The organism is Candidatus Nitrospira neuquenensis (genome assembly GCF_979578155.1).
The window spans coordinates 210,994-237,347 of sequence record NZ_CEFZDU010000022.1 but is presented as its reverse complement, the minus strand read 5'-3'; the positions used below and the strand labels follow the sequence as shown (position 1 = coordinate 237,347).

At 71.6% G+C, this 26,354-nt stretch carries 33 protein-coding genes and 1 pseudogene; 15 read left to right on the top strand and 19 right to left on the bottom strand.

Translation table 11 applies throughout. From position 1 onward, the window contains the following. Nucleotides 1–77 precede the first annotated feature (77 nt). The 6 genes and pseudogenes from AC1U7O_RS10010 to AC1U7O_RS09985 form a co-directional block, all read right to left on the bottom strand. The gene (locus AC1U7O_RS10010; protein WP_479894613.1) at nucleotides 78–263 is read right to left on the bottom strand and encodes a hypothetical protein; all 186 of its coding nucleotides are present in this window, start codon (nucleotides 261–263) and stop codon (nucleotides 78–80) included. Nucleotides 264–297: 34 nt separating this feature from the next. Continuing rightward, nucleotides 298–705, bottom strand: a complete 408-nt coding sequence (locus tag AC1U7O_RS10005) for a hypothetical protein (protein ID WP_479894612.1) — start codon at nucleotides 703–705, stop codon at nucleotides 298–300. Nucleotides 706–1,167: 462 nt separating this feature from the next. Continuing rightward, nucleotides 1,168–1,538: pseudogene (locus tag AC1U7O_RS10000) on the bottom strand (tyrosine-type recombinase/integrase); the annotation flags it as partial. A gap of 63 nt (nucleotides 1,539–1,601) precedes the next feature. Further along, a complete protein-coding gene (locus tag AC1U7O_RS09995) occupies nucleotides 1,602–1,934 on the bottom strand; it encodes an arsenosugar biosynthesis-associated peroxidase-like protein (RefSeq protein WP_479894611.1) in 333 nt (110 codons plus the stop codon). A gap of 41 nt (nucleotides 1,935–1,975) precedes the next feature. Continuing rightward, nucleotides 1,976–2,260 carry a hypothetical protein gene (locus tag AC1U7O_RS09990; RefSeq protein ID WP_479894610.1) on the bottom strand — a complete coding sequence of 95 codons (285 nt, stop codon included), beginning with the start codon at nucleotides 2,258–2,260 and terminating at the stop codon, nucleotides 1,976–1,978. 91 nt (nucleotides 2,261–2,351) lie between these two features. Next, entirely contained in the window at nucleotides 2,352–3,140 is a 789-nt protein-coding gene (locus AC1U7O_RS09985; RefSeq protein WP_479894608.1) for an inositol monophosphatase family protein, read from the bottom strand. 90 nt (nucleotides 3,141–3,230) lie between these two features. Here AC1U7O_RS09985 and AC1U7O_RS09980 point away from each other — a divergent pair, with 90 nt between their 5' ends. Next, a complete protein-coding gene (locus AC1U7O_RS09980; RefSeq protein WP_479894607.1) occupies nucleotides 3,231–3,566 on the top strand; it encodes a hypothetical protein in 336 nt (111 codons plus the stop codon). 4 nt (nucleotides 3,567–3,570) lie between these two features. Here AC1U7O_RS09980 and AC1U7O_RS09975 read toward each other — a convergent pair whose 3' ends face one another. Next, nucleotides 3,571–4,194, bottom strand: a complete 624-nt coding sequence (locus AC1U7O_RS09975) for a hypothetical protein (RefSeq protein ID WP_479894606.1) — start codon at nucleotides 4,192–4,194, stop codon at nucleotides 3,571–3,573. 275 nt (nucleotides 4,195–4,469) lie between these two features. Here AC1U7O_RS09975 and AC1U7O_RS09970 point away from each other — a divergent pair, with 275 nt between their 5' ends. Further along, a complete protein-coding gene (locus AC1U7O_RS09970; RefSeq protein WP_479894605.1) occupies nucleotides 4,470–5,111 on the top strand; it encodes a class I SAM-dependent methyltransferase in 642 nt (213 codons plus the stop codon). A gap of 10 nt (nucleotides 5,112–5,121) precedes the next feature. On the opposite strand, the gene AC1U7O_RS09965 is transcribed toward AC1U7O_RS09970, so the two are convergent. After that, the gene (locus AC1U7O_RS09965; RefSeq protein WP_479894604.1) at nucleotides 5,122–5,967 is read right to left on the bottom strand and encodes a hypothetical protein; all 846 of its coding nucleotides are present in this window, start codon (nucleotides 5,965–5,967) and stop codon (nucleotides 5,122–5,124) included. A 116-nt stretch (nucleotides 5,968–6,083) separates the two neighbouring features. Here AC1U7O_RS09965 and AC1U7O_RS09960 point away from each other — a divergent pair, with 116 nt between their 5' ends. From AC1U7O_RS09960 to AC1U7O_RS09945, 4 genes are all read left to right on the top strand, one after another. Next, a complete protein-coding gene (locus tag AC1U7O_RS09960) occupies nucleotides 6,084–6,977 on the top strand; it encodes a pirin family protein (RefSeq protein WP_479894602.1) in 894 nt (297 codons plus the stop codon). A 29-nt stretch (nucleotides 6,978–7,006) separates the two neighbouring features. Continuing rightward, entirely contained in the window at nucleotides 7,007–7,465 is a 459-nt protein-coding gene (locus AC1U7O_RS09955) for a VOC family protein (RefSeq protein WP_479894600.1), read from the top strand. A 16-nt stretch (nucleotides 7,466–7,481) separates the two neighbouring features. After that, nucleotides 7,482–8,168 (top strand): type 1 glutamine amidotransferase, encoded by a 687-nt coding sequence (locus AC1U7O_RS09950; RefSeq protein ID WP_479894599.1) that lies wholly within the window; start codon nucleotides 7,482–7,484, stop codon nucleotides 8,166–8,168. Between the two features lie 77 nt (nucleotides 8,169–8,245). Next, complete coding sequence (locus AC1U7O_RS09945) at nucleotides 8,246–9,421, top strand: LL-diaminopimelate aminotransferase (protein ID WP_479894597.1); 1,176 nt, start codon at nucleotides 8,246–8,248, stop codon at nucleotides 9,419–9,421. A 28-nt stretch (nucleotides 9,422–9,449) separates the two neighbouring features. Here the strand turns inward: AC1U7O_RS09945 and AC1U7O_RS09940 are convergent, their stop codons facing one another. The 7 genes from AC1U7O_RS09940 to AC1U7O_RS09910 all read right to left on the bottom strand — a co-directional run bounded on the left by AC1U7O_RS09940 (nucleotide 9,450) and on the right by AC1U7O_RS09910 (nucleotide 15,329). After that, nucleotides 9,450–9,878: a VOC family protein gene (locus AC1U7O_RS09940; RefSeq protein ID WP_479894596.1), complete on the bottom strand. Its 429-nt coding sequence runs from the start codon at nucleotides 9,876–9,878 to the stop codon at nucleotides 9,450–9,452. Nucleotides 9,879–9,994: 116 nt separating this feature from the next. Further along, the gene (locus AC1U7O_RS09935; protein ID WP_479894595.1) at nucleotides 9,995–10,957 is read right to left on the bottom strand and encodes an isoaspartyl peptidase/L-asparaginase family protein; all 963 of its coding nucleotides are present in this window, start codon (nucleotides 10,955–10,957) and stop codon (nucleotides 9,995–9,997) included. 4 nt (nucleotides 10,958–10,961) lie between these two features. Continuing rightward, nucleotides 10,962–11,528: a hypothetical protein gene (locus AC1U7O_RS09930; RefSeq protein ID WP_479894593.1), complete on the bottom strand. Its 567-nt coding sequence runs from the start codon at nucleotides 11,526–11,528 to the stop codon at nucleotides 10,962–10,964. A 139-nt stretch (nucleotides 11,529–11,667) separates the two neighbouring features. Next, nucleotides 11,668–12,120: a D-aminoacyl-tRNA deacylase gene (dtd, locus tag AC1U7O_RS09925; RefSeq protein WP_479894592.1), complete on the bottom strand. Its 453-nt coding sequence runs from the start codon at nucleotides 12,118–12,120 to the stop codon at nucleotides 11,668–11,670. Beyond that, nucleotides 12,117–12,608, bottom strand: a complete 492-nt coding sequence (locus AC1U7O_RS09920) for a methylated-DNA--[protein]-cysteine S-methyltransferase (protein WP_479894591.1) — start codon at nucleotides 12,606–12,608, stop codon at nucleotides 12,117–12,119. The genes dtd and AC1U7O_RS09920 overlap by 4 nt, the downstream gene beginning before the upstream one ends. 155 nt (nucleotides 12,609–12,763) lie before the next feature. Beyond that, complete coding sequence (gene murJ / locus AC1U7O_RS09915; protein ID WP_479894590.1) at nucleotides 12,764–14,377, bottom strand: murein biosynthesis integral membrane protein MurJ; 1,614 nt, start codon at nucleotides 14,375–14,377, stop codon at nucleotides 12,764–12,766. A gap of 58 nt (nucleotides 14,378–14,435) precedes the next feature. Beyond that, on the bottom strand, nucleotides 14,436–15,329 hold the full coding sequence (locus tag AC1U7O_RS09910) for a HEAT repeat domain-containing protein (RefSeq protein WP_479894589.1): 894 nt from the start codon (nucleotides 15,327–15,329) through the stop codon (nucleotides 14,436–14,438). Nucleotides 15,330–15,465: 136 nt separating this feature from the next. On the opposite strand from AC1U7O_RS09910, the gene AC1U7O_RS09905 reads away from it, so the two are divergent. The 3 genes from AC1U7O_RS09905 (at nucleotide 15,466) to AC1U7O_RS09895 (ending at nucleotide 17,251) form a co-directional block, all read left to right on the top strand. After that, nucleotides 15,466–16,074, top strand: coding sequence for a hypothetical protein (locus AC1U7O_RS09905; RefSeq protein ID WP_479894588.1), 609 nt, complete (start codon nucleotides 15,466–15,468; stop codon nucleotides 16,072–16,074). A gap of 86 nt (nucleotides 16,075–16,160) precedes the next feature. Then, nucleotides 16,161–16,784, top strand: coding sequence for a CsgG/HfaB family protein (locus AC1U7O_RS09900; protein WP_479894587.1), 624 nt, complete (start codon nucleotides 16,161–16,163; stop codon nucleotides 16,782–16,784). 35 nt (nucleotides 16,785–16,819) lie between these two features. Beyond that, nucleotides 16,820–17,251 carry a hypothetical protein gene (locus tag AC1U7O_RS09895; protein WP_479894586.1) on the top strand — a complete coding sequence of 144 codons (432 nt, stop codon included), beginning with the start codon at nucleotides 16,820–16,822 and terminating at the stop codon, nucleotides 17,249–17,251. Here the strand turns inward: AC1U7O_RS09895 and AC1U7O_RS09890 are convergent. From AC1U7O_RS09890 to AC1U7O_RS09880, 3 genes are all read right to left on the bottom strand, one after another. Beyond that, on the bottom strand, nucleotides 17,241–17,693 hold the full coding sequence (locus AC1U7O_RS09890; RefSeq protein WP_479894585.1) for a methyltransferase family protein: 453 nt from the start codon (nucleotides 17,691–17,693) through the stop codon (nucleotides 17,241–17,243). The two genes, AC1U7O_RS09895 and AC1U7O_RS09890, sit on opposite strands and share 11 nt — an antisense overlap. A gap of 4 nt (nucleotides 17,694–17,697) precedes the next feature. Continuing rightward, the gene (locus AC1U7O_RS09885; RefSeq protein ID WP_479894584.1) at nucleotides 17,698–18,339 is read right to left on the bottom strand and encodes a hypothetical protein; all 642 of its coding nucleotides are present in this window, start codon (nucleotides 18,337–18,339) and stop codon (nucleotides 17,698–17,700) included. Nucleotides 18,340–18,400: 61 nt separating this feature from the next. Continuing rightward, nucleotides 18,401–18,697 carry a hypothetical protein gene (locus tag AC1U7O_RS09880; RefSeq protein ID WP_479894583.1) on the bottom strand — a complete coding sequence of 99 codons (297 nt, stop codon included), beginning with the start codon at nucleotides 18,695–18,697 and terminating at the stop codon, nucleotides 18,401–18,403. Nucleotides 18,698–19,083: 386 nt separating this feature from the next. Between AC1U7O_RS09880 and AC1U7O_RS09875 the strand changes: the two genes are divergently transcribed. Further along, a complete protein-coding gene (locus AC1U7O_RS09875) occupies nucleotides 19,084–20,610 on the top strand; it encodes a hypothetical protein (RefSeq protein ID WP_479894582.1) in 1,527 nt (508 codons plus the stop codon). A 44-nt stretch (nucleotides 20,611–20,654) separates the two neighbouring features. Here AC1U7O_RS09875 and AC1U7O_RS09870 read toward each other — a convergent pair whose 3' ends face one another. Then, nucleotides 20,655–22,268, bottom strand: coding sequence for a tetratricopeptide repeat protein (locus AC1U7O_RS09870; RefSeq protein ID WP_479894581.1), 1,614 nt, complete (start codon nucleotides 22,266–22,268; stop codon nucleotides 20,655–20,657). Between the two features lie 154 nt (nucleotides 22,269–22,422). Between AC1U7O_RS09870 and AC1U7O_RS09865 the strand changes: the two genes are divergently transcribed. From AC1U7O_RS09865 to AC1U7O_RS09845, 5 genes are all read left to right on the top strand, one after another. After that, the gene (locus tag AC1U7O_RS09865; RefSeq protein WP_479894580.1) at nucleotides 22,423–22,785 is read left to right on the top strand and encodes a nucleotide pyrophosphohydrolase; all 363 of its coding nucleotides are present in this window, start codon (nucleotides 22,423–22,425) and stop codon (nucleotides 22,783–22,785) included. A gap of 116 nt (nucleotides 22,786–22,901) precedes the next feature. Next, nucleotides 22,902–23,459 carry a hypothetical protein gene (locus AC1U7O_RS09860; RefSeq protein WP_479894579.1) on the top strand — a complete coding sequence of 186 codons (558 nt, stop codon included), beginning with the start codon at nucleotides 22,902–22,904 and terminating at the stop codon, nucleotides 23,457–23,459. Between the two features lie 117 nt (nucleotides 23,460–23,576). Beyond that, the gene (locus AC1U7O_RS09855; protein WP_479894578.1) at nucleotides 23,577–25,025 is read left to right on the top strand and encodes a sensor histidine kinase; all 1,449 of its coding nucleotides are present in this window, start codon (nucleotides 23,577–23,579) and stop codon (nucleotides 25,023–25,025) included. Next, nucleotides 25,012–25,677, top strand: coding sequence for a response regulator (locus tag AC1U7O_RS09850; protein WP_479894577.1), 666 nt, complete (start codon nucleotides 25,012–25,014; stop codon nucleotides 25,675–25,677). The genes AC1U7O_RS09855 and AC1U7O_RS09850 overlap by 14 nt, the downstream gene beginning before the upstream one ends. Nucleotides 25,678–25,868: 191 nt before the next feature. Further along, nucleotides 25,869–26,348 carry a DsrE family protein gene (locus AC1U7O_RS09845; RefSeq protein ID WP_479894576.1) on the top strand — a complete coding sequence of 160 codons (480 nt, stop codon included), beginning with the start codon at nucleotides 25,869–25,871 and terminating at the stop codon, nucleotides 26,346–26,348. Nucleotides 26,349–26,354 lie beyond the last annotated feature (6 nt).

Here is a 26,354-nt window from a genome sequence, read left to right as displayed (position 1 = left end):
GGTAGGGTTCAGTCCTATGCCCAAAGGTCCGTGGAACCCGCGAGTGACGTTAGGTGCCAAGACGCTGACCAATTTTCTCACGCCGGATTCAGGTGGAATTCTATCCCGCCGGGGTAGCCGATGTTCTTGACTGCTTTCGACTTGGAATCGCGCCGAATGGTTGCTTCCAGCTTGCGCTGTGCCTTGGCAATTTCTTCTTTGGATTCGATGAGGGAGAACATTGAGGGGGAACCTATTGATTCCTTGACGGCCTTGTACACCACGCCACTGCGTTACCTTGACGCCCAACGCGCAGCATCAGCGGCGGCGCACAGCGCCGTCCGCCAGACCTTCGGGGAGCTCGACCCCAAGCGACGAGAACGCCCTGAAGCTCCCATCCTGCGGCGCGCGCTCCTCGAGATTGAGCGTTGCCCCGTCGGCGAGAGTTTTGATCTCCCGAAGCAGGTTGTCCACGTCGAGGGTCGACCCGACCGTGGCGGGCGCGTCGTCCAGCTTCCAGGCCTTGATCCACTTGGACGGGAACGAGACGACCTCGCCGCACGCCTTGCAGGCGAACCCGTCCGGGAGCCGGTCGGGCCTCGTCTTCCAGATGCTCTTCTGGAACGTAGCCCCGCCCCGCGTCACGGTCACGCGCAGGTCGCGGTAGAAGGCTCCGGTCGCCTGCGTGATCCGCGCGTCGTTCCGGCAGCTACTGCACTCGATCATCCGACCCTTCTCGCGCCACCTTCTATACCCGTGGAGCCGCGTCGGCCGGTCTCCGCTGCTGGCCGCTCATTGCACGTAACCCCGTTGTTCGAGACTCGTCGCCCGCAGTTCCAACATCGCGGTATCGCCCGCCATCTCTAGTTCGTACGGCTTCCTCATACGGATTCCCCATCTCAGAACGCCAGATGCCGAACTTATGGTTCACCCCCACCCCCGTCGTCCTCGCTCCACCCCTCCCCCCGTGGGGGGCGCTCCGGCGTTTGGCGGGGTACGGGCGCTGTGTGACCGTGCTGGTTGGGCAACCTATGGGCCCTTCGCCCCTTCCGCTGCGGGCGACGGGGGACCCGCTCGCCACGCCACCCGCTCCCTCTTAGGCAGTGCCGCGTTCCATGTATTTTCGGATGAGGGTTAATAGACTCCTGGTTCGCGCGCGGCCGTCATATGGGGTTCCGTCTAGCACCGTTAGACCTGACAGGAGCCCACGGTGCCGATCAGCCCGTCGGCCGGGCTGCGGACTCCCTTGCCGCCCGGTTCAAGACATGGGTGTAGATCATTGTGGTCTTGACGTCAGGGTGGCCGAGCAGTTCCTGAATGGTTCGACTATCAGAGCCGTCCTCAAGCACGTGCGCGGCAAACGAGTGGCGGAACGTATGACAACAGGCGTGCTTGGCGATCCCCGCCTTGCGGACGCCGTCCTTGACGGCACGCTGGACGGCCGGCTCGTGGACGTGATGGCGTCCCTGTTCGCCGGTCTGTTGATTGACCCACCGGTGTCCGGCGGGGAACACGTACTGCAGGCGCCGGTCAGTCGCGGCATTCGGGTACTTGCGGGCCGGGGAGATGAGCCGTAGATGAGCTGCCGCGGGAGGCGCGAAAGCGAAGGAGCGCCGCTCCTGCTACATCGACAGCTTCTCGGCCACGTTGCGCATCTGCACACCGTGGACGAGCGAGGCGCCGCCGCGGATGGCGCAGGCGACGTGGACGGCCTCGGTCATCTCCTCGACGTTGGAGCCCTTCTCCAGGCAGGCCTGGGTGTAGGCGTCGATGCAGTAGGGGCACTGCACGGCGTGGGCGACGCCCAGCGCGATCAACGCCTTCTCCCGCTCGGTGAGCGCGCCGTCGGCGAAGACGGCCTGGTAGTAGCTCGAAAACTTCTCCCAGAGCTCCTTCCCGCCCTTGCCCATGTCGGCGAACTTCTTCAAATCGTGGGGATGGTAATAGGCGTCCATGGCGCGCTCCGCGTGATGGGTGATGGGGGGCCCGGCGGCGCCTACGCGTTGCCGGGCCGGTCGGGCTCGGCCTCCGCCAGGATCTCGGCGAAGCGGGCGCCGACGAGGCCGGTCACCTTGGCCATGAGGTCCGAGACTTCCTTCCACTCCTCGGGCTTCAGGTCCTGCTTGATCTGGGGATGGATGGCCCACTGCGCGCTCACCTGACGCCCGCCGCGCGCGACGACCACCTTCAGCAGCTCCACTTCCGAGGACACGCGCTCGCCGCCGTTCGCCTGGCCGCCCGGCGCGGCCGGCGGCTTCTCCGGGGGAATCTGACTCGCCATGGCGCCCTCCTCGCTCGCGACTCGAGCCGGGAGGGATGATACCCCATCGGCCGCGGCCCTGTATACGTGGAGCGGAGGGGGACGCCGCCGGTCAGGTCCCCCGCAGCACCGTCAGCATCGCGTCGTGGATCAGCCCGTTGCTCGCGACGAGCTGCGTGCCGTAGATCGAGTGGGGCCGGCCTGCGAAGTCGGTGACCCGCCCGCCCGCTTCCCGCAGGATCACGACCCCCGCCGCCATGTCCCAGGGGTGCAGTTTCAGCTCCCAGAACCCGTCGAAGCGCCCGGCCGCGACGTAGCAGAGGTCCAGCGCCGCCGCCCCGAGCCGGCGGACGCCCTGGGCCCGCAGGGCGAACCGCGAGAAGTGGTCGAGGTTGTTGTCGGCCGTCTCGCGGATGTCGTAGGCGAAGCCGGTGACGAGCAGCGCCGCGTCCAGCGTCGCGGTGGCCGAGACGCGGAGCGGCGCGCCGTTGACCGTGGCCCCGCCGCCGGCCTCGCCGACGAACAGCTCGTCCCGCGTCGGATCCAAGACGACGCCGAGCACGGGCCGGCCCTCGTGCTCCAACCCGATCGAGACGCAGTAGAGCGGCAGGCCGTGCGCGAAGTTCGTCGTGCCGTCGAGCGGATCGATCACCCAGCGGAAGGCCGCGGCGCGGGCCTCACGCAGCCCCTCCTCCTCGGCGAGGATCTCGTGGTCGGGAAAGGCCTTGCCGAGGGCGGCGACGATGGCCGCCTCCGCGCGGCGATCCGCGTCCGTGACGAGGTTCACGGCGTTCTTGTGCTCGATGCGAAAGCCGCGTCGGGCGTGGTCCTGGAGGATCGCGCCCGCCTCGCGGGCCGCCGCCACGGCCGCCTCGCGCATCCGGCGGAGGTCAGGCGTCATGCCGTCGGCCTCCCCGCCGCGCCCCTTGCCTTCGCGCCGTCGGTCGGCCTATCCTGCTGCCTGCCGGAGCCGTCGAACCGAACCATCGTCATGTCGCCGTCCTCCCCCGAGCCGATCCCGTCGCTGCGCGACGACTTCCGCCGCACGCTGGAGCTGTTCTACGCGGGGCTCAAGCTGGCCCCGCCCTACCACAGCGTCGAGCGGGCGGTCGCGCACCTGGCCGCCGCGCTGGCGGCGCTCCCGCCGGAGGAGCGCGCGCGCGTCGCCGCGGAGCCCGCCCGCCGCTGGGTCTTCTACCGGCGGGCCTTCGTCGAGTCGGGCTTGAGCCAGAAGCACCGGGGCATCATCGCGGGACTGGTGCGGGCCAAGCAGACCGGCGGGCTCCCCCCCGAGTATCAGCCGCTCCTCGACGTCTATACGCGGTAGCCCCTCACGGCGCCGCGGGCCGGTCGCCGGCCAGGGCCGCGCACAGCTCCTCGTAGGCCTGCGAGAAGCGCTGGTCCTCGAGCCGGTAGGCGAGCGTCACGACGATCAGGCCGAACGCGAGGACCATCAGCCCGAGCGCGGTGATCCCGACGCCCATGAGCAGGCCCGCGAACGAGGCGAGCCCGCCGTCGGCCAGGTAGGCGCCCACGAAGCCCAGCGTCCCGACCCCGACGAGCGCGAACCACAGGAGGGTGATGAGCGCGGAGGACCAGGGCACCCGCTTGAGGCAGAGGAGGCGCGTCGCGTCGCCCTCCGCTGCGAACTCGATCGAGCCTTTGATGGGCCAGGCGGTCCGGAAGCGGAGCGAGAAGAGCCGGTACTGCGGCCGGAGCAGGATGCGACGCTCCCGCGCGAAGAGCCGGGCGACGCCGTGGGGGAGCGCCAGGAGGCCTCGGTGGTCGAACCGGTCGGCCAGCGCCGCCGCGGCGGTGCCGGGGAGCCGGTCCTCTCGCCGGGCGACGGTGCAGCCGTACCGGCTGGCGGGCGCCGTCAGGCCGGTGAACCGGACCCAGTCCCCGACCACGAGCGCGACGAGCAGGACGCCCCCGAACAGACCGGCGAGCAGCATGGGCGGGAGGATAGCACAGTGCCCCTGGAGCCGACAGGGGACGGCCGGGCGCCGCGATCCCGCGTCCCCCGACCGCACGAAGTCGAGTCTGTTGACTCGCTCCGGCATTTTGGCTAGAGTAACGCGGATTTTTCGCTCAGGCGGGCCTTCCGACCAAGCACCACCATCCGGTTTCCCGCCTCAATACAATCTCTTTCGTCGTCGCACCAGGCAGGACATTCCGGTGCCGGCCGCCGGGCCAGCCAGCGGGCATCGTTCGTGGAGGCAGGGGTTCAATGGACCTGAAGAAAGTCGAGCGGGTGTACTCGAACTATGCGGGGGTCTACGACCACATCTTCGGCCGCATTTTCCACGAGTCGCGGGAGTCGGCCGTCCGCAACCTGAAGGTCGTCCCCGGCGAGCGGATCCTGGAGGTCGGCGTCGGGACGGGGCTGGCGCTGCCGCTCTACCCCAGCCACGTGCGGGTGGTGGGGATCGACATCTCCGGCGGGATGTTGAAGGAGGCCCAGGAGCGGGTCGCGCGGCACGGGCTGACGCACATCGAGCTGTACCGGATGGACGCGGGCCAGATGGAGTTCTCCGACGACAGCTTCGACACGGTGATGGCCGCCTACGTCGTAACCGCCGTCCCCGACTACCGGAAGGTCGTCACCGAGATGATCCGCGTCTGCCGGCCCGGCGGGCGCATCATCATGCTCAACCACTTCAGCAACGGCAACAAGCTCATCGCGGCGGTGGAGAAGGTCATCTCGCCGCTGTGCAAGCACATCGGCTTCCGGACCGACCTCTCACTGGACACCGTGCTGGACGGCACGTCGCTGCTCGTGGCCCGCAAGGAGAAGGTCAACCCCTTCCGGTTCTGGCACCTGGTCGAGTGCGTCAACCGCAAGAACGGCTCGGCCGTCCACGCCCACTGACCGCCCCCGCTCAGCGGCGCTCCTCGCCGCCGCGGCCGACCGGCCCCAGCCCCTGCCAGCCCAGCCACTCATCCCGCTCCAGCACCAGCGTGCCCGCCAGGCAGGTGCCGTCGAACTCCCGGAGGATGAGGTCGGCCAGCACGGCGATCAGGCGGTCGCCGACCTTCCCGTCCTCGGATGCCCGCAGCGAGATGCCGAAGGCGCTCCCGTCCAGCGGACCGAAGGCCTGGACATACACACCCGCGCCCCGCGGCGGGGCCGGCGCCCCGGCCGGGAGCAGGACGCCCTCCCAGCGCAAGAGCGGGTGCCCCGCGGTCCGCTTGACGGCACGCCAGGCGCAGGGCAGCCCCGCCCGATCGAGCCCATCCAGAAACCAGGAGACGGGCGGCAGCGCGCCGCCGACGGACTGGAAGGTCCATTCCGTCCGTCCCCGCGGGACGAGGAGACCGGACGCGGGGCGCGACACCTCCTCGATCTCGGCCTCGTCGCAGATCACGTAGAGCTCGCCGTGCGGATCGAACCAGAACCGGAGCCGTCCACCCGAGGCCTCGGCGTGGATCGTGCCGATCTCCGAGCAATCCGCCCCCTCCTGCTCGAAGATCGAGAAGTCGGTCACGCCGCGCATGGTGAGCTTCGCCACGCGGGCGACGGGGCAGAGGCCCCCGGCCGTCTGCACGCGCAGCTCGTACTGGATGACGGCGGTGATGGTGGTCGCGGCGGGGATCTCGCGGCCGGTCGCCTCGTCCAGCAGCCGATGCTTGTGGACGTGCAGGTCCGTGATCTGCCCGCCCCGGAAGGCGTGGGCGTGCTCCAGCAGCAGGGCGAGGTCCTCGGCGCTGCGGATGCGGCGCGGCATGGCGCCATTGTAGCGCAGGGCGGGCCCCTCGGCTACGGGGGTCAGCTTGCCCTTGACTTCATCCTAGCTAGAACTATACTCTTGCCTATGCGGCGCGATGCGAAGGAGGCGCTCCCATGGAAGCCATGAAGGCGACACCCGAGCGGGTCGGTCCGGCGCCGGCGGTCTATCGGCACGGGTCGGCCCACATGGTCGGCGACGGGTTTCCGGTGCGCAACCTCATTCCCAGCGGCGGCCTGGGCGAGCGCCTCTCGCCCTTCCTGCTGCTCGACTACGCGGGACCGGCCGACTTTCCCCCCACGGACCGGCCCAGGGGCGTCGGCGAGCATCCGCACCGCGGCTTCGAGACGGTCACGCTTCTGTACCAGGGCGTCGTCGCGCACCGCGACTCGGCGGGCCACGGCGGGATCATCGGACCGGGCGACGTGCAATGGATGACGGCCGGGTCCGGCGTCGTCCACGAGGAGATGCACGAGCGGGACTTCGCCCGCCGGGGCGGCACGCTCGAGGCGATCCAGCTCTGGGTGAACCTGCCCAAGGCCTTCAAGCTGACGCCGCCGTGCTATCAGACGCTGGGGGAGCGGGACATTCCCGTGGTCGAGCTGACGGCCGGCGCGGGCCGCCTGCGCGTGATCGCCGGCTCCTACCGCGGGGTGACGGGGCCCGCCCGCACCTTCACCCCGGTGCAGCTCTACGACCTCCGCGTGAGCGCGGGGCGGCGCGTCGAGTTGGCGCTGCCCGCCGGGCAGCAGGCCGCGCTGTTCGTCCTGCGCGGGCCGGCGTCGGTGAACGGCTCGGCGCCGATCGGCGAGGCGACGCTCGCGGCCGTCGGGGATTCGGGGGCGCCGGTCCTGGTCGAGGCGGAGGCGGATGCGACCATCCTCGTGATGGCGGGGGAGCCGATCCGCGAGCCGGTCGCCCGGTACGGCCCCTTCGTCATGAATACGCAAGAGGAGCTGGTGCAGGCGGTGCGCGACTATCAGGCGGGCCGGATGGGCCGCCTCGACTGAGGCCCGCACGCGAAGAGGGGAGGCCGATCATGGCGGTCCAGGTCTACGGCTGTAACCACATCGTCATCGAGGTGTCCGACGCGAAGAAGGCCGCGCGGTTCTATGCGGACGTCTTCGGGATGAAGATGTTGACCGGCGGGGAAGGGGCGGTCTGGTGCAAGCTCGGCGCGCACCAGTTCATGGCGATCTTCGAGGTGGAGCGGCTCCAGCCGGACCGGGCCAAGCACTTCGGGCTGATCGTGCGGGACGAGGCGCAGATCGAGGAGGTCCGCAGAAAGATCGTCACGAAGTACGGCTTGAGGCCGATCCCCGGCTTCCGCTGCGACTTCCGAGACCCCTGGGGCAACCGCATCCAGGTCGTGGACCTCCACGACGAGTCGCTCGTCTGGCTGCTGCCTTACCAGGAAGTGCAGAAGACCGGCCTGACGTTCGGGCGGACGGCCGCACGGCGGAGGGGCCGGCCGGCGGGGCGACGGGCCGGGGCGTGAAGGAGGAGATCGGCCAGTGACGCGCGCGGTCTGTCTCCAGCACGTGGCCTTCGAGGGGCCGGGCGCCTTCGCCGGCCTCTTGGCGCGGCGCGGCTATCGGCTGGAGCCGCGGCTGGTGCCGCGCGACGGCCTGCCGGACGACGCGGGGGAGTTCCTGCTCGTCATGGGCGGGCCGATGTCCGTCAACGATCCCGACCCCTGGATCGCCGAGGAGATCGAATTCATCAAGCTGGCCGTGCAACGGGGCGTACCGCTGATCGGCGTCTGCCTCGGGGCGCAGCTCCTCGCGCGGGCGCTGGGCGCGACGGTCCGGCCGGGACCCGGCGTCGAGATCGGCATGACGCCGGCGCGGCTGACCGAGGACGGCCGCAAGGACCGGGTGTTCGGGACCTTCCCCGCGACCTTCGAGGTGTTCCAGTGGCACGGGGAGGGCTTCGACCTCCCGACCGGCGCCGTCTCGTTGGCCCAATCCGACCTCTTTCCCTGCCAGGCCTTCCGCTACGACGAAGGGGCCTACGGCCTGCTCTTCCACCTGGAAATGGAGCGGCCGGGGGCGGAGGCCCTCTGCCGGGAATGCCCCGATGACCTCCGCCGCGCCGGGCTGGATGCCGCCGCGCTGCTGGCCCGCGCCGCGCCGCACTTTGCCCGCCAGCAGGAATGGGCCGATCGCCTCATCGCCCGGCTCGCGCTGCCCGCACGTTGATTGCCGGCCTCGTCCTGAAGTACCCTGAAGCCTCCTCGTCACCCGTCCGACTCAACGAGCGAAAGGAGCCCCGTCGCATGGCCGGACTCTCGATCGAGTACGCCGACCGGATCAAGACGCTGCCGCCCTACCTCTTCGCCGCGATCGACGAGATGAAGCGGGCCGCCATCGCCCGCGGGGTGGACATCATCAACCTGGGGGTCGGCGACCCCGACCTGCCGACGCCCGCGCCGATCATCGAGCGGCTCACGCAGGCGGCCGCCGACCCCAAGAACCACCAGTACCCCTCCTACGAGGGCCTGCTGTCGTTCCGCCGGGCCGTCGCCGACTGGTACCGGCGCCGCTTCCACGTCACGCTGGACCCGGCGACCGAGGTGCTGACCCTGATCGGCTCGAAGGAGGGCATCGGGCATGTCCCGCTGGCGTTCGTGAACCCGGGCGACGTCGTCCTGGTGCCGAGCCCCGGTTATCCGGTCTATCCCGTCGGCACGAGCTTCGCCGGCGGCGTGGCGCACGTCATGCCCCTGCTCAAGCAGAACGGCTTTCTCCCGGACCTCGACGCGGTGCCCAGGGACGTGGCTCGGCGGGCCAAGCTGATGTTCCTGAACTCGCCGAACAACCCCACCTCGGTCGTGATGGGGAAGGACTATTTCAAGCGCGCCGTCGCCTTCGCGCGGGAGCACGGGATCATCATCTGCCACGACGCGGCCTACTCGGAGGTGTACTACGACGGCAAGCGGCCGGCGAGCTTCCTGGAGGTCGAGGGCGCCAAGGAGGTCGGCATCGAGTTCCACTCCCTGTCCAAGACCTACAACATGACGGGCTGGCGGCTGGGCTTCGCCGTGGGCCACGCGCAGGTGTTGGCCGGGCTGGGGAAGGTCAAGAGCAACCTGGATTCCGGCGTGTTTCAGGCCGTGCAGGAGGCGGGCATCACGGCACTGGGGCTCGACGACGCCGTCACCGACGGCTTGCGGAAGATCTACCAGGAGCGGCGCGACACGCTCGTGCCGGGCCTGCAGAAGCTCGGCCTGGACGTGGCCCTGCCGCCCGCGGCCTTCTACGTCTGGGTGACCGTGCCCAAGGGCTACACCTCGACTTCCTTCACCGCGCACCTGCTGGAGAAGGCCGGCATCGTCACGACGCCGGGCAACGGCTTCGGCGAGCCGGGCGAGGGCTACATCCGCATGACCGTGACGACCACGAAAGAGCGCCTCGCCGAAGCGGTGGAGCGGATCAAGAAGGCGGGGTTCTAGCCCGCGTTCTTCATGAACGCTTCTGCCGCTAATCCGTGTCCCCGATTTCCCGATGCTCCCGCTCGCCGAAAACGGCCGACTCGTGGCTGTAGTGCTTGAACTCGAGGAGGTTGCCGGCGGGGTCTTCGAGGAAGAACGTCCGGTGCTCGATGCGGGTCCCGGGAAACCGGACCCGAGGCTGCTGGAAGAACCGCAGCCCCCGCTCCCTGGCTCGGTCGGCCAAGGCTTGCCAATCCCGCTCATCCGTGAAGATCAGCCCGAAGTGGCGCGGGTAGACGCCCCGCTGCCGCTCGACCCGCTCGACCAGATGGCCCACCAGTTGGTGACCGGCCAAGCCCAGCGTGACGGCGGAGGCGGACTCCCGCCCCAGCGTGCAGCCGAGCCCCTCCACGTAGAAGCGCTTGGCCTCGAGGAGGTCGGTCACGGGAAAGGCGAGGTGGAAGAGGAGGCGAGCCATTGAAGGTTGGGAGATTGCGTGATGGAAGGGTTGACGATCGTGGATTGAAGCATTGGGTGATGGATGATGGACGAGCCCCCCCAGGCTAGCCCGCCGGCCCGCCCTCCGTCAATGCATCAATCCCTCAAGGGGGCACTCGTCTCTAACGGAAAGGTGTCCGCGACGACCGGCTCGTCGCCGCCGCGCCACCAGCCGGCCGCCATGCGCGGCGTGTTGTGCCGGATGGCGAAGCGGCCGTCCGCGGCCAGGACCAACGCGCCGGCCCGGCCGTCCACGCGGGCGGTCAGCCGCGCGAGCAGGAGCCGGACCGCCGCGGCGGGGCCGGCGCCGGCCGCCAGCCGCTCCGTGATCGCCCTCGCCATGGCCAGGCGGATGATGCCCTCCCCGATGCCGGTCATCGAGACGGCGCCGGCCTCGTTATCCGCGTAGACCCCGCAGCCGATCAGGGGCGTGTCGCCGACGCGCCCCGGCAGCATGAGCGCGATGCCGCCGGTGGAGGCGCCGGCGGCCACCGTACCGGTTCGGTCCCGCGCCACCGCGCCGACCGTTTCCAGTCCCGCCCGCCGGCGTCGCGCCAGGGTCGCGAACAGCCGCAGCGTGCCGGTCGCCCCGGCCGCCCGGCCCAGCCGCCGGATGTCCGCCGCCAGGAGCCGGCGCTGCGCCGGCGTCGGGCGGGGCTGCCGCGCCAAGCCGAAGTGCAGGGCCAGGCGGGTCGCGGGCGGGCCGGCGAGGAGCACGTGGGCCGTCCGCTCCAGCACGAGCCGCGCCGCGGTGATCGGATGCCGCACGCGCTCGATCCCGGCCACGGCGCCCGCGCGCAGGCCGCGACCCTCCATGAGCGCGGCGTCCATCCGCCTCGTCCCGTCCAGTTGGAGTCGCGCCCCCAGGCCGGCGTTGAAGCCGCCGGACCCCTCCAGGACGCGGATCGTCGCCTCGACGGCGTCCAGCGCCGGGGCGCCGCGGCGGAGCAGGGCGCCGCCGGCCGTCAGGGCCTCGGCCAGGCAGGCGGCCTGCGCGGCGGACATCCGCCGCGAGCCCGCGCCGCCGTGGGCCAGGAGAACCGGGGTCGCGCGCGTCACGGGGTCAATTCAGCAGGAGGTCCTTCGCCTTCCGGTAGGTCGGGTCCTTCAGGCGGTCCAGGTCGGTGCGGACGAAGCCGAGCCCCGTCACGCACAGCTCGAAATTCTCGGAGAGCTTGCGGAAGAGCGGGGTGTCGTCGCCGGAGGCGCCGGCCTCGAACCGGGCGACGATCCCGTAGGAGCGCTTGCCCGTCTTCACGTAGTCCACCAGGAAGTCCTTGTGATAGATGAGCCCGGCGGCCTTGAGCCGGCGGAGGTACTCGGGGAACAGGCCGGTCATGAAGAGGGTGAAGTCGCCGATGTGCCGGTGGACGTCGCGCTCCCGGTCGAAGGACTGCGCTTCGAGCAGGACCTCCGACTCGTAGAGCAGGTCCACGACCGTATCGGCCGGCCGCCCCTGGGCGTTCCTGATGCGGTGGAGCTGGTCGATGTGGGTGAACCGGACCAGGAGGTTGGAGACGTACTCGGTGACCGTGAGGTCGGGCCAGCCGAGCTTCTCGGTGAAGCTGCGCTCGGTCAGCGTCTCGAACAAGCGTCGCAACGGGTGATGCTCGGGAATCGGCACGTCCATGTTCCCCTCGCGTCACAGGCTGTGCGGGCAGTATGCCAGCCAATCCTCACGAAGGCAAGCCGGCCGCCCGCTCCGCTCCGGCGGCCTCCCCCGATCATATCCTGTGTCGGCGCCTCCTCCACCGACCTTAACGGGGACCTCAGGCGGCGCCCCCCCGGCTGTCCAGGATGAACGTGAGGGGGCCGTCGTTCACGAGCGACACCTGCATGTGCGCGCCGAACCGGCCGGTCTCCACCCGGAGCCCCCGGGCCGTCAGCCCCGCCACGACCTCCTCGTAGAGCGCCCGGGCGACCGCCGGCGGGGCGGCCCGGTCGAAGCCGGGCCGGCGGCCCTTGGCCGTGTCGCCGAGCAGCGTGAACTGCGGGACGACGAGCAGGGCGCCGCCGGCCGCGACGAGGTCCAGGTTCATCTTGCCGTCCGCGTCGGGGAAGACGCGCAGCGTGGCGAGCTTCTCGACCATCCACCGGACGTCGGCCGGCTCGTCGCCCTGGGCCACGCCGAGCAGGACGAGGAGGCCCGCGCCGATCCGGCCGACCGGCTGCCCCGCCACCTCCACCGAGGCCCGGGTCACCCGCTGGAGCACGGCCTTCATCGGGCCCCCGTCGTTCGTCGCTCGTCCCGTTCCAGCGCCAGCAGCCGCCGCTTGGTCGCGAGCCCGCCGGTGAAGCCGCCCAGCGAGCCGTCGGAGGCGAGGATGCGATGGCAGGGGACGATCAGCGGGACGGGGTTCGCGCCCAGCGCCAGCCCGACTGCGCGGGCGTAGCGGGCGCCGCCGACCCGCTCGGCTGCCCACTGGTAGGAGCGGACGCGGCCGTAGGGGATGGCGCGGATCGCCCGCCAGACCCGCCGCTGGAAGGGCGTGCCGTCGGACAGGTCGAGGGGAAAGGCGAGCCGGCGGCGGCGGCCGGCCAGGAATTCCAGGATCTGCGCGCGCGCCTCCTTGAGCCGGCTCGTCGCCGCGCGGGGCGGCGACGACCGCCGCGCGGCGCGCGGCGCGCCCAGCGCCCGTTCCGCCGCCCGCCGGCCTGCCCGCGGCAGCACGATCCGGCTGATGCCGCGCGGCGTGGCCTCCAGGGCCATCCAGCCCCAGGGGGTGCCGAAGATCGCGCGGGCGGAGGACGCGGGGACGGGGGGACGCGGAGATGCGGGAGAGCGGGGGCGTGGGGGCGCGGCGACTGGACCGGCGATCCCTCCGCGCTCCTTTGGCCGCGTCTGCCTCTCCGCGCGTCTCCGCGTCACGGTGTCCCCTCTCGCCCGATCTTCCGCCCGACGGTCTTCCAGAGCACGTCCAGCTCCTCCGAGCGCATGAGCGCGTGGACGCCGAAGTAGCCCGTCATGCTCAGGCCCACGCCGACGAGCAGCAGGATCGTCTTGGCGATCCAGTCCCCCTGGTGGGTCCAGACGGCCGCGCCCGCGACCCAGCCGGCGGCCGCGAGGATCGGCAGGGCGGCGACCAGGCTGCGGGCCGCCGACCGACCGACCGCCCGCCAATCCACCCCGCCCAGCCGCCGGTTGAGGACGGCGATGAGGATCGTCCCGTTCACCATCGAGGCGAGGGCCGTGGCCAGCGCGAGCCCCGCGTACTGGAGGGGGCCCATCAGCAGCAGCGACAGCAGGATGTTGGCGCCCACCGCGACGGCCGCCGCGACCGCGGGCGTCGTCGTGTCCTTGAGCGAGTAGTAGGCCGCGACGATGATCCGGACGCCGGCGAAGGACCAGAGCCCGACCGCGTAGCAGAGCAGCGCGGTCGCGGTGGCCGCCGTGTCCGCGGCGGTGAAGGTGCCGTGCTCGAAGAACAGGTGGACGATCGGCCGCCGCAGGAGGATCAGCCCGAGCATCGAGGGCAGGATGATGAACAGGATCATCCGCAGCCCGAACCCGACCGTGCGGCGCAGCTCGTCGAGCGAGCCCCGCGCGGCCTGCGCGGAGAGGGTCGGCAGGATGGCCGTCGAGAGCGCCACGCCGAAGATCCCCAGCGGAAACTGAATCAGCCGCATCCCGTAGAAGAGGTAGGTCGGGCCCCCGGCGAAGAAGGAGGCGAGGATCGTGCTTACGGTGATGTTGACTTGCGTGACGGACATGCCGAGCAGCGAGGGCACCAGCAGCCGGCCGATCCGCCGCACGCCGGGATGGCCCGGCTCGAACCGCCAGCGGAACAGGTAGCCGCGCCGCCGGAGGCCCGGGAGCTGCATGACGAACTGCGCCGCGCCGCCGAGCACCACGCCGACGGCCACGCCGAAGATCGGCTCCGCGAGCAGGGGCGCGAGCAGGAAGGCGGCGGCGATGATGCAGACGTTGAAGACGACCGGGGAGAAGGCCGGCGCCGCGAAGGCGCGCAGCGAGTTCAGCACCCCCATCGCCAGCGCCGCCAGGCTGATGAACAGCAGATAGGGGAACATGATCCGCGTCAGCAGCGTGGTCATCGCCAGCCGCTCCGGATCCCCGTGGAACCCCGGCGCCAGCAGCCAGACGATCGCGGGCGAGGCGAGGAGGCCGAGCAGCGTGACCGCGGTCAGGATCGTCAGCAGCGTCGTGAACACGGCGCTCGCCAGCTCCCAGGCGTCGCGTTTCGCGCGGAGCTGGTGGTACTCGGTGAAGACGGGGATGAAGGCCGAGGACATCGAGCCCTCGGCGAAGAGCTCGCGGAGCAGGTTCGGGATGCGGTAGGCGACGAAGAAGGCGTCGGCGGCGGGGGTCGCGCCGAACAGGCGCGCCAGCACCATGTCGCGCGCAAACCCGAGGATGCGGCTGGAGAGGGTGGCGACGCCGATGAGGCCGGCGGCCGACGCGACCGAATGGTGCTCGTCCGGCACCGGAGCGGCGGGGGCGGGCACGGGCGCGTCGGACATGGGCGCGGATTCTAGCGGAACCCCGGCGGCGAGTCCACCGGCCGGCCGCGGGGCCGCCTCATCGCGCGGGGGCGGCGAGCGGCATCCGGGCCAGGGCCTCGGCCGCCGCGGCGCGCACCTCCCCGGAGGTGTCCTGCTCGGCGAGGTGCTCCAGCGCCGGGCGGGCCGATTCGTCCTGGAGCTGGGCCAGGGCCGCGACGGCGGCCAGCCTGAGCTGCCGGTCGTGATGGTGGAGCAGCCTGGTCAGGAGCGGCGTCGCGCGGGCCTCCCGCAGCGCGCCCAGCTCGCGGGCGGCGCGCTCGAGGGCCTGCGTGCCGTAGAGGAACTCCGGGCCGGCCAGCATCTCCCCCGACAGCGCCGCGGTGTCCGCGTGCGGGTAGAGCCGGAACTCCTCGTCCTCCAGCAGGCGCTCGGCGCCCCGGATCAACGTGGCCGGCGCGTCCCGGCCCTCCGACAGGTAGCCGCGGACGAGGTCGCCGAAGAAATAGAAGGAGGGGTTGCCCTCGATCTTGTGCAGCACGTCCACGTAGGGCGCGTTGGTGACGCCGGCGTCGCTGGAGGACTCGTCCACCCGCACGAGGAGCAGCACGCCCAGGGTGGGGTGGAGCAGGCTGAGCGTCGCGTGGACGTCGGTCTCGTAGAGGTCGGCGCGGAATTGCCGCCCCCGCTCCTCGCGGTAGAAGACCTTCAGCGTCAGGTCGTGCGGCTCCCGCTCGTCGAGCCTCACGGCGAAGCCGGCGGCCCGGAGCTTCGCCCGGACGGACGGGCCGATGGCGAAGGACACCCGGCCGCGCGGCCGCCAGGTCGAGGACTCGACCTCCACGTAGATCGCCGCGGCGTTCCGGATCAGGGCGCGCTCACCCTCGGCGAGGGTCCGCTCCTGGACGGCGGCGCCGGCCGGCGTTCCAACCAGGCCGATAAGGACGGCGGCGGTGAGGAGGACGGGCATCATGGCGACACCTCCGAGGCTGGTTGCATCAGTCTAACGGACCGCCGCCGCCCCGTCCACAAGGATCGTGCCTCTCCCCGACGATCCTGCTAGAATCGGCGCCCATGAATCGGCGGGCGGCGGGCGGGGAGGGGCGGCGATGAGTCGGGCCGGCAGAGGGAGCCTGGCCTGGCTCGGCCTGCTCGCCCTCATCGGGCTGGCGGCCTGTGCCTCGCCCCGTCCCCTCACGGCGGGCTCCCACGCGGCCGAGCGCGCCGGCCCGCCGCTGAGCGGGTCGGTGCTGGTGTGGGGCAACCACCAGGAGGCGGAGCAGGCGGTCGCCGCCTGGCTACGGGAGAAAGGCTACCGGGTGCTGGAGCGGGTGAGCGGAGGCGCCGCGCCGGAGGACGCGCAGGATCGGGCGGAAGCCGCCCTGCGCCTGGGCCGGACGCTCAAGGCGGGGGCCCTGGTCCTCGTCGAGGTGACCATGGGGTCGCACGGCGTCTACTGGGGCTATGCCGGCCACTGGGAGGGCGTCGAGCGCAACGTGAACACCCTCTACGCGCCGGCCGTCGCGGTGCGGGGGGTCGAGGTCCAGCGGGGGACGGTGCTCTGGACCGCCGCCGCGACCTACCAGGACCCGGGATTCCAGCCGGACCGGCGGGTCGTGGAGCTGGCGCGCGTGGCGATCGAGCGGGGGGTCTGCGAGGGGGACCAGGGCCGGGCCTGGGACGACGAGGCCGGGTGCGTGGCGCAGCCGGCGCCGTGACGACCGTCGCGACGCGGGGGGACGGGGGGCGGCCCCCCATGGTATAAGCGGAGGCCGTGTCCGTCCGCCGAAGTGAGGAGGAGCGAGTGCGACACCTGTCCTGGCTGATCCTGGCGACGGTCGCGGCGGGCTGCGCGTCGAGCGCGCCGCCGCCGAAGCCGGCGCGCGACCATCCGGAGCAACACATCATGTTCGCCGAGACGACGGGAACCTACCGCAAGTTCGAGAAGCCGCTCACCGGCGGGATCTGGGTCAAGGAGGTCCGGGGGCCCGGCGCCGAGGAGGCGCTCATCATCGCCAAGGGCGTCCTACTCCAGCGGGGCTTCCGGGTCGTCGAGCGGGAGCACCTGCAGGCGCTCCTCGACGAGCAGAAGACCCTGCTCACGTACGGAGACGAGCGGACGGCCGACGACGTCAGCGTCGGGAAGCTCGTGGGCGCCCAGCTCGTCGCCTTCCTGCAGACGGAGAGCCGGCCGGTGTCCGGCTTCACGGAGGGGTACGACATCCGCGTGCTCATCCGCATCGTGGGGGTGGAGACCGGCCAGGTCTACTACCTGGGCACGGCCCGCTGGTCGCGTCCGGCGCCGACCGAGACCTACGGCATGGACATCCTGGCGAACCACGCGGTCTCCCGCGCCTTCTGTCCCCCGGAGCGCTGGGACGAGGCGTCGGCGTCCAACGGCTGGGCGGGCTCCTGCCGCGAGGAGTAGGCGGGGTGGCGAGGGACCCGGGACGGGGAGGGGCAATGACGATCGATCGGCTCATCGGCTGGGCGGGGGCGGCGGCGGCCTGCCTGGCCCTCGTCGCCTGCGGCCACTGGCGCGACGACTTTCTCGACCGGGGGATCAACAAGGCGACCAAGGAGGAGGTGCGCGAGAAGTTCGGCCCGCCCCACGTGGCCAAGGAATCCCTGCTCGGGGGCGAATCGACCTGGAGCTATCGCTTCGTCCTCACCGACTCTGAGAAGAATCCCTACAGCATGGACAGTCTCACGCGACCGGCGACGGACCTGGGCAACCAGGCCGCGGCGCTCATCGGCAAGGGCGGGCAGGGGTCGAGCGAGAAGCTGCACTGCGTCCGCTACATCCTCACCTTCACGCCGGGCGACGTCCTCAAGGACTGGCGGCGCGAGGACTGCGAGAAGCCGGGGGGCAGCGCCGGTCGGGCTAGTAAATAAACGGGATCAAGCGCTTGGTCCGCGCCCGGTAGGCGTCGTACTCGGGATACTCCCGCTCCAACAGCCGTTCCTCATAGTTCAACTTGAAGAGCAGGTCCACCGACAGGACCGCGTAGGCCGCCACCCTGAGGACGGAGGGCCGGTCGAGGACCAGCGCCAGGCCGGCGAGCAGCACGGCCGCGTACATCGGGTGGCGGATGGCGCGGTAGGGGCCCCGCGTCGCGAGCGAGCCGCCGGGCCGGACGTCCGGCAGGGCGGTCAGGGACCGCCGGTCCATCGTCGCGAGCGCCCACAGCCCCAGCAGGACCCCCGCCGCGAGCATCGCGCGCCAGGCCGGCTCTTGCGGCAGGAGCGGCCCGGAAAACAGCAAGACGGCGATCGAGGCGAGCTGGACCCCGACCAGCGTGTAGGACCGCACCGCGTCCCGGCCCGCCTTCTCCATCCCCTCACCGGCGCGGCGCCGCGGGCGAGCCCGCCCGCGGGTAGGGCACCGGGTCCCACTTGACCCGGTGGCCGTGGCGGAACACGAGCTGGTAGCAGGCGGGCACCAGCAGGCGCAGGACGCGGAGCCCCTTCTCCAGGGAGGCCCGTCCCTGCGAGCGCGGCCCGTAGGTGGCGCAGCCGTGCATGACCTGGTTGCGCAGCACCGCGATCCGGCGGAAGACCAGGCTGAGGAACTCCCGGAACGAGCCCTCGTCCAGCCGCTGTAGGGCCTCCTCGGCGTCGCGGTTCAGCCGGGCCTGCAGCTCGATGGAGGGCGTCGCGCCCCGCCAGTACCGATTGTCCAAGAACTTGTCCCGGATCAACGCGGCCCCCTCCCGCCGGCAGGCCGCGACCGCCTCCGGAAGCGTCGCCCCGCCCTCCTCGCCGTCGAACCGCGCGAGGGCGAGGAGCTTCGTGACGAACACCTCCACGTCCTCCCCGATCCTGGTCTCGTCCCCCTCGTACTGGCGGCGGCCGTAGAGGCAGTTGAAGGCGATGGAGAGGAAGATGAAGGCCTCGTGCCGCTGCTCGGGCGTGAGCGCCGAGGCGGCGCGGATCCAGGAGTCGGACCGTTGGAGCCGGTCCAGCAGATGCTGGTCGGACATCGCGTCCTCCGCTCGACCGGCGCCGAGTGTAGAGGAAGAGAGAGGGAATTGCCAGCGCCGGTCAGCCCAGCCAGGGTGAGCGGCGGCGGCCGGCGCAGAAGTCGCACAGGTCCACGCCGTCCCGGTCGCAGCCGCAGGTCGCGGCCGTCGCGCGGAAGTCCTCCAGCAGGGCGGGGCGGGTCCGGACATCGGCCGCCTGCCAGCGCCGCCAGGGCGCCGCGTTGAGGTTGGGATGGTCGGCCCAGTCGCCCGCGGCCGGCGCCTCGATCACCTCCTCCGTCCCGGGCTTGAACAGATAGACCCGCCCCTCACGAAGGATCGTTCGATAGCCGGCGCGTCGCCAATCCCGCGGCGTCATGGCCCGCCACCATAGCATAGAGCCAGCCCCGCGCCGAGTCCCGACCGCCTCGCGGGCGCCGCTGTTCCCTCCGGTTCCCCCACCCCTGTTCGACAGCCCGATCCGTGCGGATTCGCACTCCAGCCGGGTGCGCGGGCGCTCATCTCCCCGCGCGCCCCGCCTCCCCGGCGCGCCGGGAGCGGGGTTGCGGGGGGCGGGGGCCGGCATGGAAATTGATAGTGAGAATCAGTTCCTTTTCACCCGCGCGCGCCGCAGGACTGCGGCGCGACGCCACGGAGGGCAGGGCGGTCAGGCGAACCGACCCGCCGCATCGTTCCACAATCCACCCCGTCCCAGGCCAGCGACCGCGAGTCCAGAGTCGGACGAGCTCATGAGGGAGGTTATCCATGAGGCTCGCGACCGGACTTGCGACGTTGTGCCTGTGTCTTGTCATGACCGCTCCGATCCTGGCCCAGCCGGGATCCGGCCGGCCATCGGGGGCCGAGCCGGCCCTGAGCTTCGAAGAACGGCTCAAGCGACTGGAAGAGCGCGACGCCCTGCGTGAGAGGCGGGAGCGCGAGGCGATGCCGCCCGGGGTGGAGCGGCCCGAGGTTCTCCGGCCGGAGGTGTCGCCGGAGGAGCCGGGTATCGGACCCCTGCCCGAGGTCGGGCGGGAGCGCCGTGCGGAAAAACAGCCGGCCCTCTCCTTCAGCTCCACGGGGTCCGGCCGACTGCTCTACGCCAAGCCCTTCGTGTCGTCCCCGAAGGCCATCCTCGGCGGGTACATGGATTTCCAGTACCGGACCCAGAAAGTCGGGACCATCGACAACGGCTACGGGGGCATTTCCAGCAACTTCGACCAGCAGCGGTTCGTGCCCTTCATCTACGCCGACATCACCGAGCACGTGAAGATGGCCGCCGAGCTGGAGATCGAGCACGGGATCCGGGAAGAGGGCGGGCCGGACCGCGAAGTCGAGTTCGGGCTGGAGTTCGCCACGATCGACTATCTGATCAAGGAACCGATCAACCTCCGCGCCGGCATCATCCTCCTGCCGGTGGGCAAGTTCAACCTCCTGCACGACTCCCCGCTCAACGACCTGACGGACCGTCCGCTCGTGGCCCAGTTCGTCATCCCCACCACCCTGTCCGAGACGGGCGCCGGGTTCTACGGCACCTTCTACCCCGGCCGGACGTCCAAGGTGGACTACGAACTCTACGTCACCACGGGCCCCTGCAGCTACGAGCAGAACGGCACCCCGACGATCAACGAGGCGACCGGGACGCGCGGAGCGCGGCAGCGGAAGTGCGCCACCAACGACGGCTTCGACATCAACAACGGCAAGGCGGTGGTCGGCCGCCTGGCGGTGAGCCCGGCGCTGGGCATCGAGGTGGCCGGCTCGGGGTACTACGGGAACGGCTCGCCGCGCAGCTACAATCCGCTGAGCATCGTGGCCGTGGACTGGACGCTGCAGCGCGGGCCCTTCGAGCTGATCGGCGAGGCGGCCTGGACCTACGCCCGCAACAATTCCCGGGCCATCCCGGGCAACACCCTCGGCTTCACGCCCGGCGCCCTCCTGACCGGCATCGCGGGGAACAGCGGTGTCGGCGTCCCGCCGCAGCAGTCCAGCGGCTACTACATCCAGGGCAACTACCACTTCATGCCGCAGTGGCTGACGAACCTCTCGCCGACGCGCTTCGGCGAGGGCTCGACCTTCACCGCCGTGGTCCGCTACGACCGGGTCAACACGAACCTGGACAACAAGGCGGGGGGCTTTGGCGACCTGGAGCAGATTACCTTCGGCTTGAACTACCGGCCGATCGAGGATACGGTGTTCAAGCTCAGCTACCAGTACCAGCCGATGGCCTTCAACCCCAACACGCAGCAGCGCGTCCACGACGCCGCGCTGGTCGTCTCGGCGGCGACCTATTTCTGAGCGACGACCGGGGGCGGTCCCGGCGATCGGCCGGGGCCGCCCCCTCACCGCTGCAGGAAGCCCCGCGCCTCGCGCAATTCCGGCAGCTCCTGGTCGGCCCCGGCCCAGACCTCCAGGAAGGTCGCGGCGGCGGCCGCCGCGGCGGCGCGGTCGCCGGCCCGAGCGGCGGCGCGCGCCGCGCCCAGGAGCGAGCGCGCCCGGTTCGGGTGGCGCGCCAGGGCCGCGGCGAACTGCGTGGCCGCCTCCGTCGGCCGGCCCGCCGCCAGGAGGATCTCGCCGTACAGCTCATGGGGCGGCTTGATTGTGTCCGGCGGGCCGGAGGGCGGCGGCAGCGCCTCCTCGATCGCGACGGCCCGCTGCATCGGGGCGACCGCCTCCTCGGCCCGCCCGCGGCCGGCCAGCGCGGCCGCCTCCAGCGAGAGCGCGCGGATCTCCAGCATCCTGGCCTTGTCCCCGCGCCGCGCGCCCTCCTGCGTCGGCGTCTTCTCGCGCAGGGCCGCCAGGTACCCCTCCGCCTCCGACTTCCCTTGCATGGCGGCGGCCAATCCGAGCGCGAAGACACGGACCGCGTCGGCCGCGCCTGCCCGCGCCGGCAGGCCCTCCCAGAGCGCGGGCGCCCGGTCCCAGCGTTGCGTCTCGACGAGGACGGCCGCGGCCGTCTCGTCGTAGTTGCGGGTGATGTCCCGCTGGAAGCCGAAGCCCATCGCCTTCGCCGGGTCGGGGAAGTCGGCCATGTCCCGCCGCTTCTCCGCGAGGAGCGCCTCGGCCTCGCGGTAGCGGCCTTGCTGGAGCAGGACATAGGTCAGCCAGTGGAGGCTGTGGTAGTCGCGCAGGTTCAGGGTCAGCGCCTCGCGCGCCACCCAGGCCTTGGACGCCTCCCAGCCGGCGCGGTTGGAGGCCTCGGCCTCGGGCCAGAGACCGAGCTGGAGGAAGATGTGCGCGGGCATGTGCTGCGCGTGGTGCGCGGCCGGGGCGATCGCCGCGTACCGCTTCGCGGCGGGCAGGGCGAGGATCGCGTGCTCGGGATCGTCGAAGGCGTGGATCGTGTAGTGGGCGGCGCAGGGATGGTCGGGGTTGCGCCGGAAGACCTCCAGCGCGACGGCGCCCGCCGTGATCCGCGTCTTCACGCCCTCGCCCGGCTGCTTGGCGATGCCCAGGAGCGCGAGGGCGTGGAAGCAGGCCGCCTCCAGGTCGTCCGGGTAGGCGCGCGCCAGGCGCTCCATCGCGCGCGCGTGGGCGCGGTCGCGCTCCGGCTTCTCGCCCTCCCCGTAGAGGACCTTCGCGGCCTCGATGTAGGCCCGCTCCCGCTCGGTGACGCGCTCCAGGCCGCGGATGCGGGCGAGCGCCGCGCGCCCGGCCTCGGTGTCCTGCTCCAGCCAGACCGGATGGTTGTGCGCCATGGCCTCGCCCCAGTAGCCCATGGCGAAGCCGGGGTCCGCCGCCGTCGCCGCGCGGAAGGCCGTCAGCGCCTCCTCGTACCAGAAGGCGTGGAGCGCGCCGACCCCCCGCAAGAAGTGGCGCTGCGCCTCGGGCGAGCCCGAGGTCGGAAAGACGATCGCGCCCAGCCCGGCCGGCTGGTCCGCGGCGGGACCGGAGGCGGTCGCCCCGGCGAGCAGGACCGCGGCGCAGAAGACCATCCCGACCCGTCGCCGTCGCATGGGGCCCCCCGTGATTCGCGGCGTCCATCCTACCGGCATCGGCGGGCGCGGCTCAACCGGTCCTGACAGGCGCGCGGCGCTGTGGTAGGCTCTCGCCCGAAACCGGCGTCGGCCGGGCGCGAGACGACATGCGGGAGGGACGCGAGGAGGCACGATGGACGCGACGGTGGCGGTGGCGGAGCTCAAGGGCCGGGTGCAGCGTTTTTGCGAGGAGCGGGACTGGGACCAGTTCCACGGCGCCAAGGACCTCGCCATCGGCGTCGCGACCGAAGCCGCCGAACTGCTCGAGCAGTTCCGGTTCCTCTCCGAGGCCCAGATCGCCGACCTGTTGGCCGACGCGAGCAGGCGCCGGGCGGTCGAGGAGGAGCTGGCCGACGTCCTGTTCTTCATCCTGCGGTTCGCCCAGCGGTACGAGGTGGACCTCGACGAGGCGCTCCGCCGCAAGATGGAGCAGGGCGCGCGGAAGTATCCGGTCGAGAAGGCGAAGGGTAAGAACCTCAAGTACACGGAGCTCTGACGCCGGTTTCCCCCGTTGACATCCGGGCGCCGGGCCTTATCTTGCCGCCCATGACGCCCCGCACACTCAGCCACGATGAAAAAAAGGCGGCGGAAGCCGCGTTCCAGGGTCTCCCGATGGACCCCTCCTGGACCGCGGCGGCCAAGCGGGTGTACGAAGGGCTCCTGAAAGCCCTGCCGGCGGAGCGACGGCCGCGCCCGACCGGCATCGAGTCGGACGAAGGGGCCGAGCCGTCGGCGGACTCGGCGGTCCCCGAGCCGCGGGACCAGGGGCAGGCGACCGTCCGGGGCCAGGCCGCCACGCGCGAAGAGGCGATCGAGGCGGGCGCGCTCGTGGACGTCAGCGAGCAGGCCGCCGAGCTGGGTCTGACGCTCCCGATCGGCATCACCCGCCCGCTGTGGGAGGCCGGCATCACCGATGCCGGGAGCGCGTCCGAGGAGGAGCAGCCCGGCCGGCTCCGCGACCTGCTGATCGCGCTCCGCCTCCATCTTGTCCGATTGCCCGGTCTGCCCCTCGTGAGCCAGTTCCCGGCGTTGCTCGCCTTCCAGCCGGAGGCGGTGCCGCGGGTCTGCGTGGTTTCCGCGATCGTGCACCTGGACGGCGCCAATCGTCCGGTCCTGACCCTGGCGCTGCCGTCGGAGGTGTCGCTCACCATCCGCCACGAGATGAACTGACCGCCCCGACGTCGCCACCGGCCTTCCCCGACTCACCGGAACGCCCCCACCGTCGTCGGCTCCGCCCGGCCGTTGGAGCGGCTTGACCTGCCGGTCGGCCCGGCGTACCGTCGGGGCATGAGGCTCAAGCCGGGCTCCCTCTTGCTGACGATGGCGGGATGCGCGGCCGCGTCCCTGGGGGCGGGGCTGGCCCTCGAGCTGACGGCGCCGGATTTCAGTTGGCATCAGGCGGGGCTGCATTCGGCCATGGAAGCCGTGGGCGGCCTGGCCGGGGTGGCCATGGCCGCGGTGCTCCTCCGCCGCGGCGCGGCGGCGGGCGGCCGCCGGCGGGACGGGTTGGCGCTGGGCTTCCTGGCGATGGGCCTGCTCGAGGAATTCCACGCGGTCGCCCCGCCGGGGAACGGCTTCATTCTGCTGCGGGGCGCGGCCAGCCTGGCCGGCGGCCTCGGGTTCGCGCTCGTCTGGCTGCCGGAGCCGGCCCCGGACTCGGCGCGAGCGCGACGCCTTCCCTGGCTGGTGGCCGCGGGAGCGGTCGCCGTCGGGTCCTGGGTCCTGGCCTTCCCCGAAGCCCTGCCGGCGATGACCAGGCAGGGCGCCTTCACGCCGACGGCCGTCGCGCCGACCAGCCTGGCCTGCCTGCTCTTCCTCTCGGCCGCCGGGCGACTCCTCCTCGACCATCGCCGGTCCGGCGCGCCGCAGGACGCGCTCTTCGCCCTGCTGGCCCTGATGTACAGCCTCGCGGAATTCATGTTCGTGTACTCGTCCCTGTGGGACAGCCGCTGGTGGTTCTGGCACGGCTTGCGGCTGCTGGCCTCCCTGCTCGTCCTCGGCCACCTCGCGCGGGGCTACCTGGGCTTGATCGCGGACCTAAAGCACTCGCTCGCTCAGACCCGGGAGGCGGAGGACACCCTGCGGGCGAGCGAGCGGGACCTGCGTCGGCTGCTCGAGGAGCGGGAGCGCATGGCCCGGGACCTGCACGACGGGATCATCCAATCGATCTACGCGCAGGTGTTGGGTCTGGAGCGGTGCCGGCGGCTGGTCGGGTCGCGGCCTGAGGAGGCGAGGGCGCAGCTCGCGGCGGGACTCGCCGAGCTTAGGCGGGTGATCCGCGAGCTGCGCGGGCATCTAAAGGGGCTCACGCCGCGGGTGATGAGCGGCGCCGAGCTGGAGGCGGCGGTGGACGCCCTGGGCCGGACGCTGCGGGAGGCCCGCGGCTTCCACGTCGAGCGGCGCCTGGACCCGGCCGCGACGGGGCGCCTCACGCCGGAGCAGGCGGAGCAGGTGCTCTACGTCGTCCGCGAGGCCCTCAGCAACAGCCTGCGCCACGCCGGGGCCGGGGCGGCGACGGTGTCCCTGGAGGACACCGGCGCGGCGCTGCGGCTCGTGGTGGAGGACGACGGACAGGGGTTCGACCCCGCGGCCGCCGCGGAGCGGGGACGAGGGCTCGCCAACATGGCGGCCCGGGCCCGGTCCCTGGGCGGACGGTTCGGGGTCGCGTCGGCGCCGGGACGGGGGACCCGCGTCGAGGTCGAGATTCCGATGGAGCGCACCCATGCCGTCACGTGACCGAACACCGGTCCGCTTGCTGCTGGTGGACGACCACGAGGTGCTCCGCATGGGTCTCCGCACGCTGTTCGCAGAGGCGGGCGGCTTCGAAGTGGTCGGGGAGGCGGGCACGGCGGCCGACGCGACGGCCCTGGCGGCGCGCGTCAAGCCCGACGTGGTCCTGATGGACGTCCGGCTGCCGGACCGCAGCGGCGTCGAGGCCTGCCGCGAGATCCGGGCGCGGCGGTCCGCCACGCGCGTGCTGTTCCTGACGTCCTTCGCGGACGAGGGGGCGGTGATGGCCACGGTGCTGGCGGGAGCGGACGGGTTTCTGCTGAAGGAAGTCGGCGGCGAGGAACTGGTCAAGGCCGTCCGGACGGTGGCGGAGGGCCGGGCCGTCCTCGACCCCGCCGTGACGGGCTCCATGCTGGCGCGGATCAAGGCCCTGGCCGACCCCGCCCGCGAGCCGACGGAGGAGCCGCTGTCTCCCCAGGAGCAGCGCGTCCTCGCCCTGGTGGCCGAGGGCCGGACGAACAAGGAAATCGCCGTCGCGCTGGGCTTGAGCGAGAAAACGGTGGGCAACTACCTCGGGCACGTCTTCCAGAAGCTCCACGTCACCCGCCGGTCGCAGGCAGCGGTGTACTTCAGCAAGCACTTCCCCTCCACCCGATAAGCCGGCCGAGCCGCGGCGACGCGCCGCAGGACCACGCCGGCGGCCGCCCGCCAGGGGCGTTTTCCCCTAGCCGACCAGGGGAATAATCGTGACCGGCGGCGGGGGGATCGCCTCTGCCGGCGATCCGTCGCGTTCGTTACGATGGCGCCATGGACGAATCCGATCGCTGGTTCCCAACCAAGGAGGCCGTCATGAACGCATCGTCGTCGCATCGCTGGCAACTGCTCGTGGCCGCCGTGACGCTGTGCTCCGCGCTCGCGCTGCTCCTCGCTCCCGGCGGGGCGGCGGCGGGCGAGACGCCCGGCAAGGGCAAGGTGAAGGTCCTCTACCACGTGGACGGCAAGGACCCCGAGGTCGCCAAGTATGCCCTCGCCCTCATCCACAAGCACATCGAGGCGGAGGGCGGGCCCGACAAGATCGACGTCAAGCTGGTGATCCATGGTCCGGCGCTGCCGCTCTTCGACAAGGACACCATCGACCCCGAGCTCAAGAAGAAATTCGAGCTGATCCTTGAAGACGGCGCGCACGCCGAGATGTGCCAGGTCTCGATGAAAATCTTCGGCAAGCCGTTGGAGAGCCTCGTGCCCGGGCTGGAGCCGACGCTGCATCCGGTGGCGGTGAAGCGGATCGCGGACCTGCAGGCCCAGGGCTATCTCTACATCAAGCCCTGACGGGGA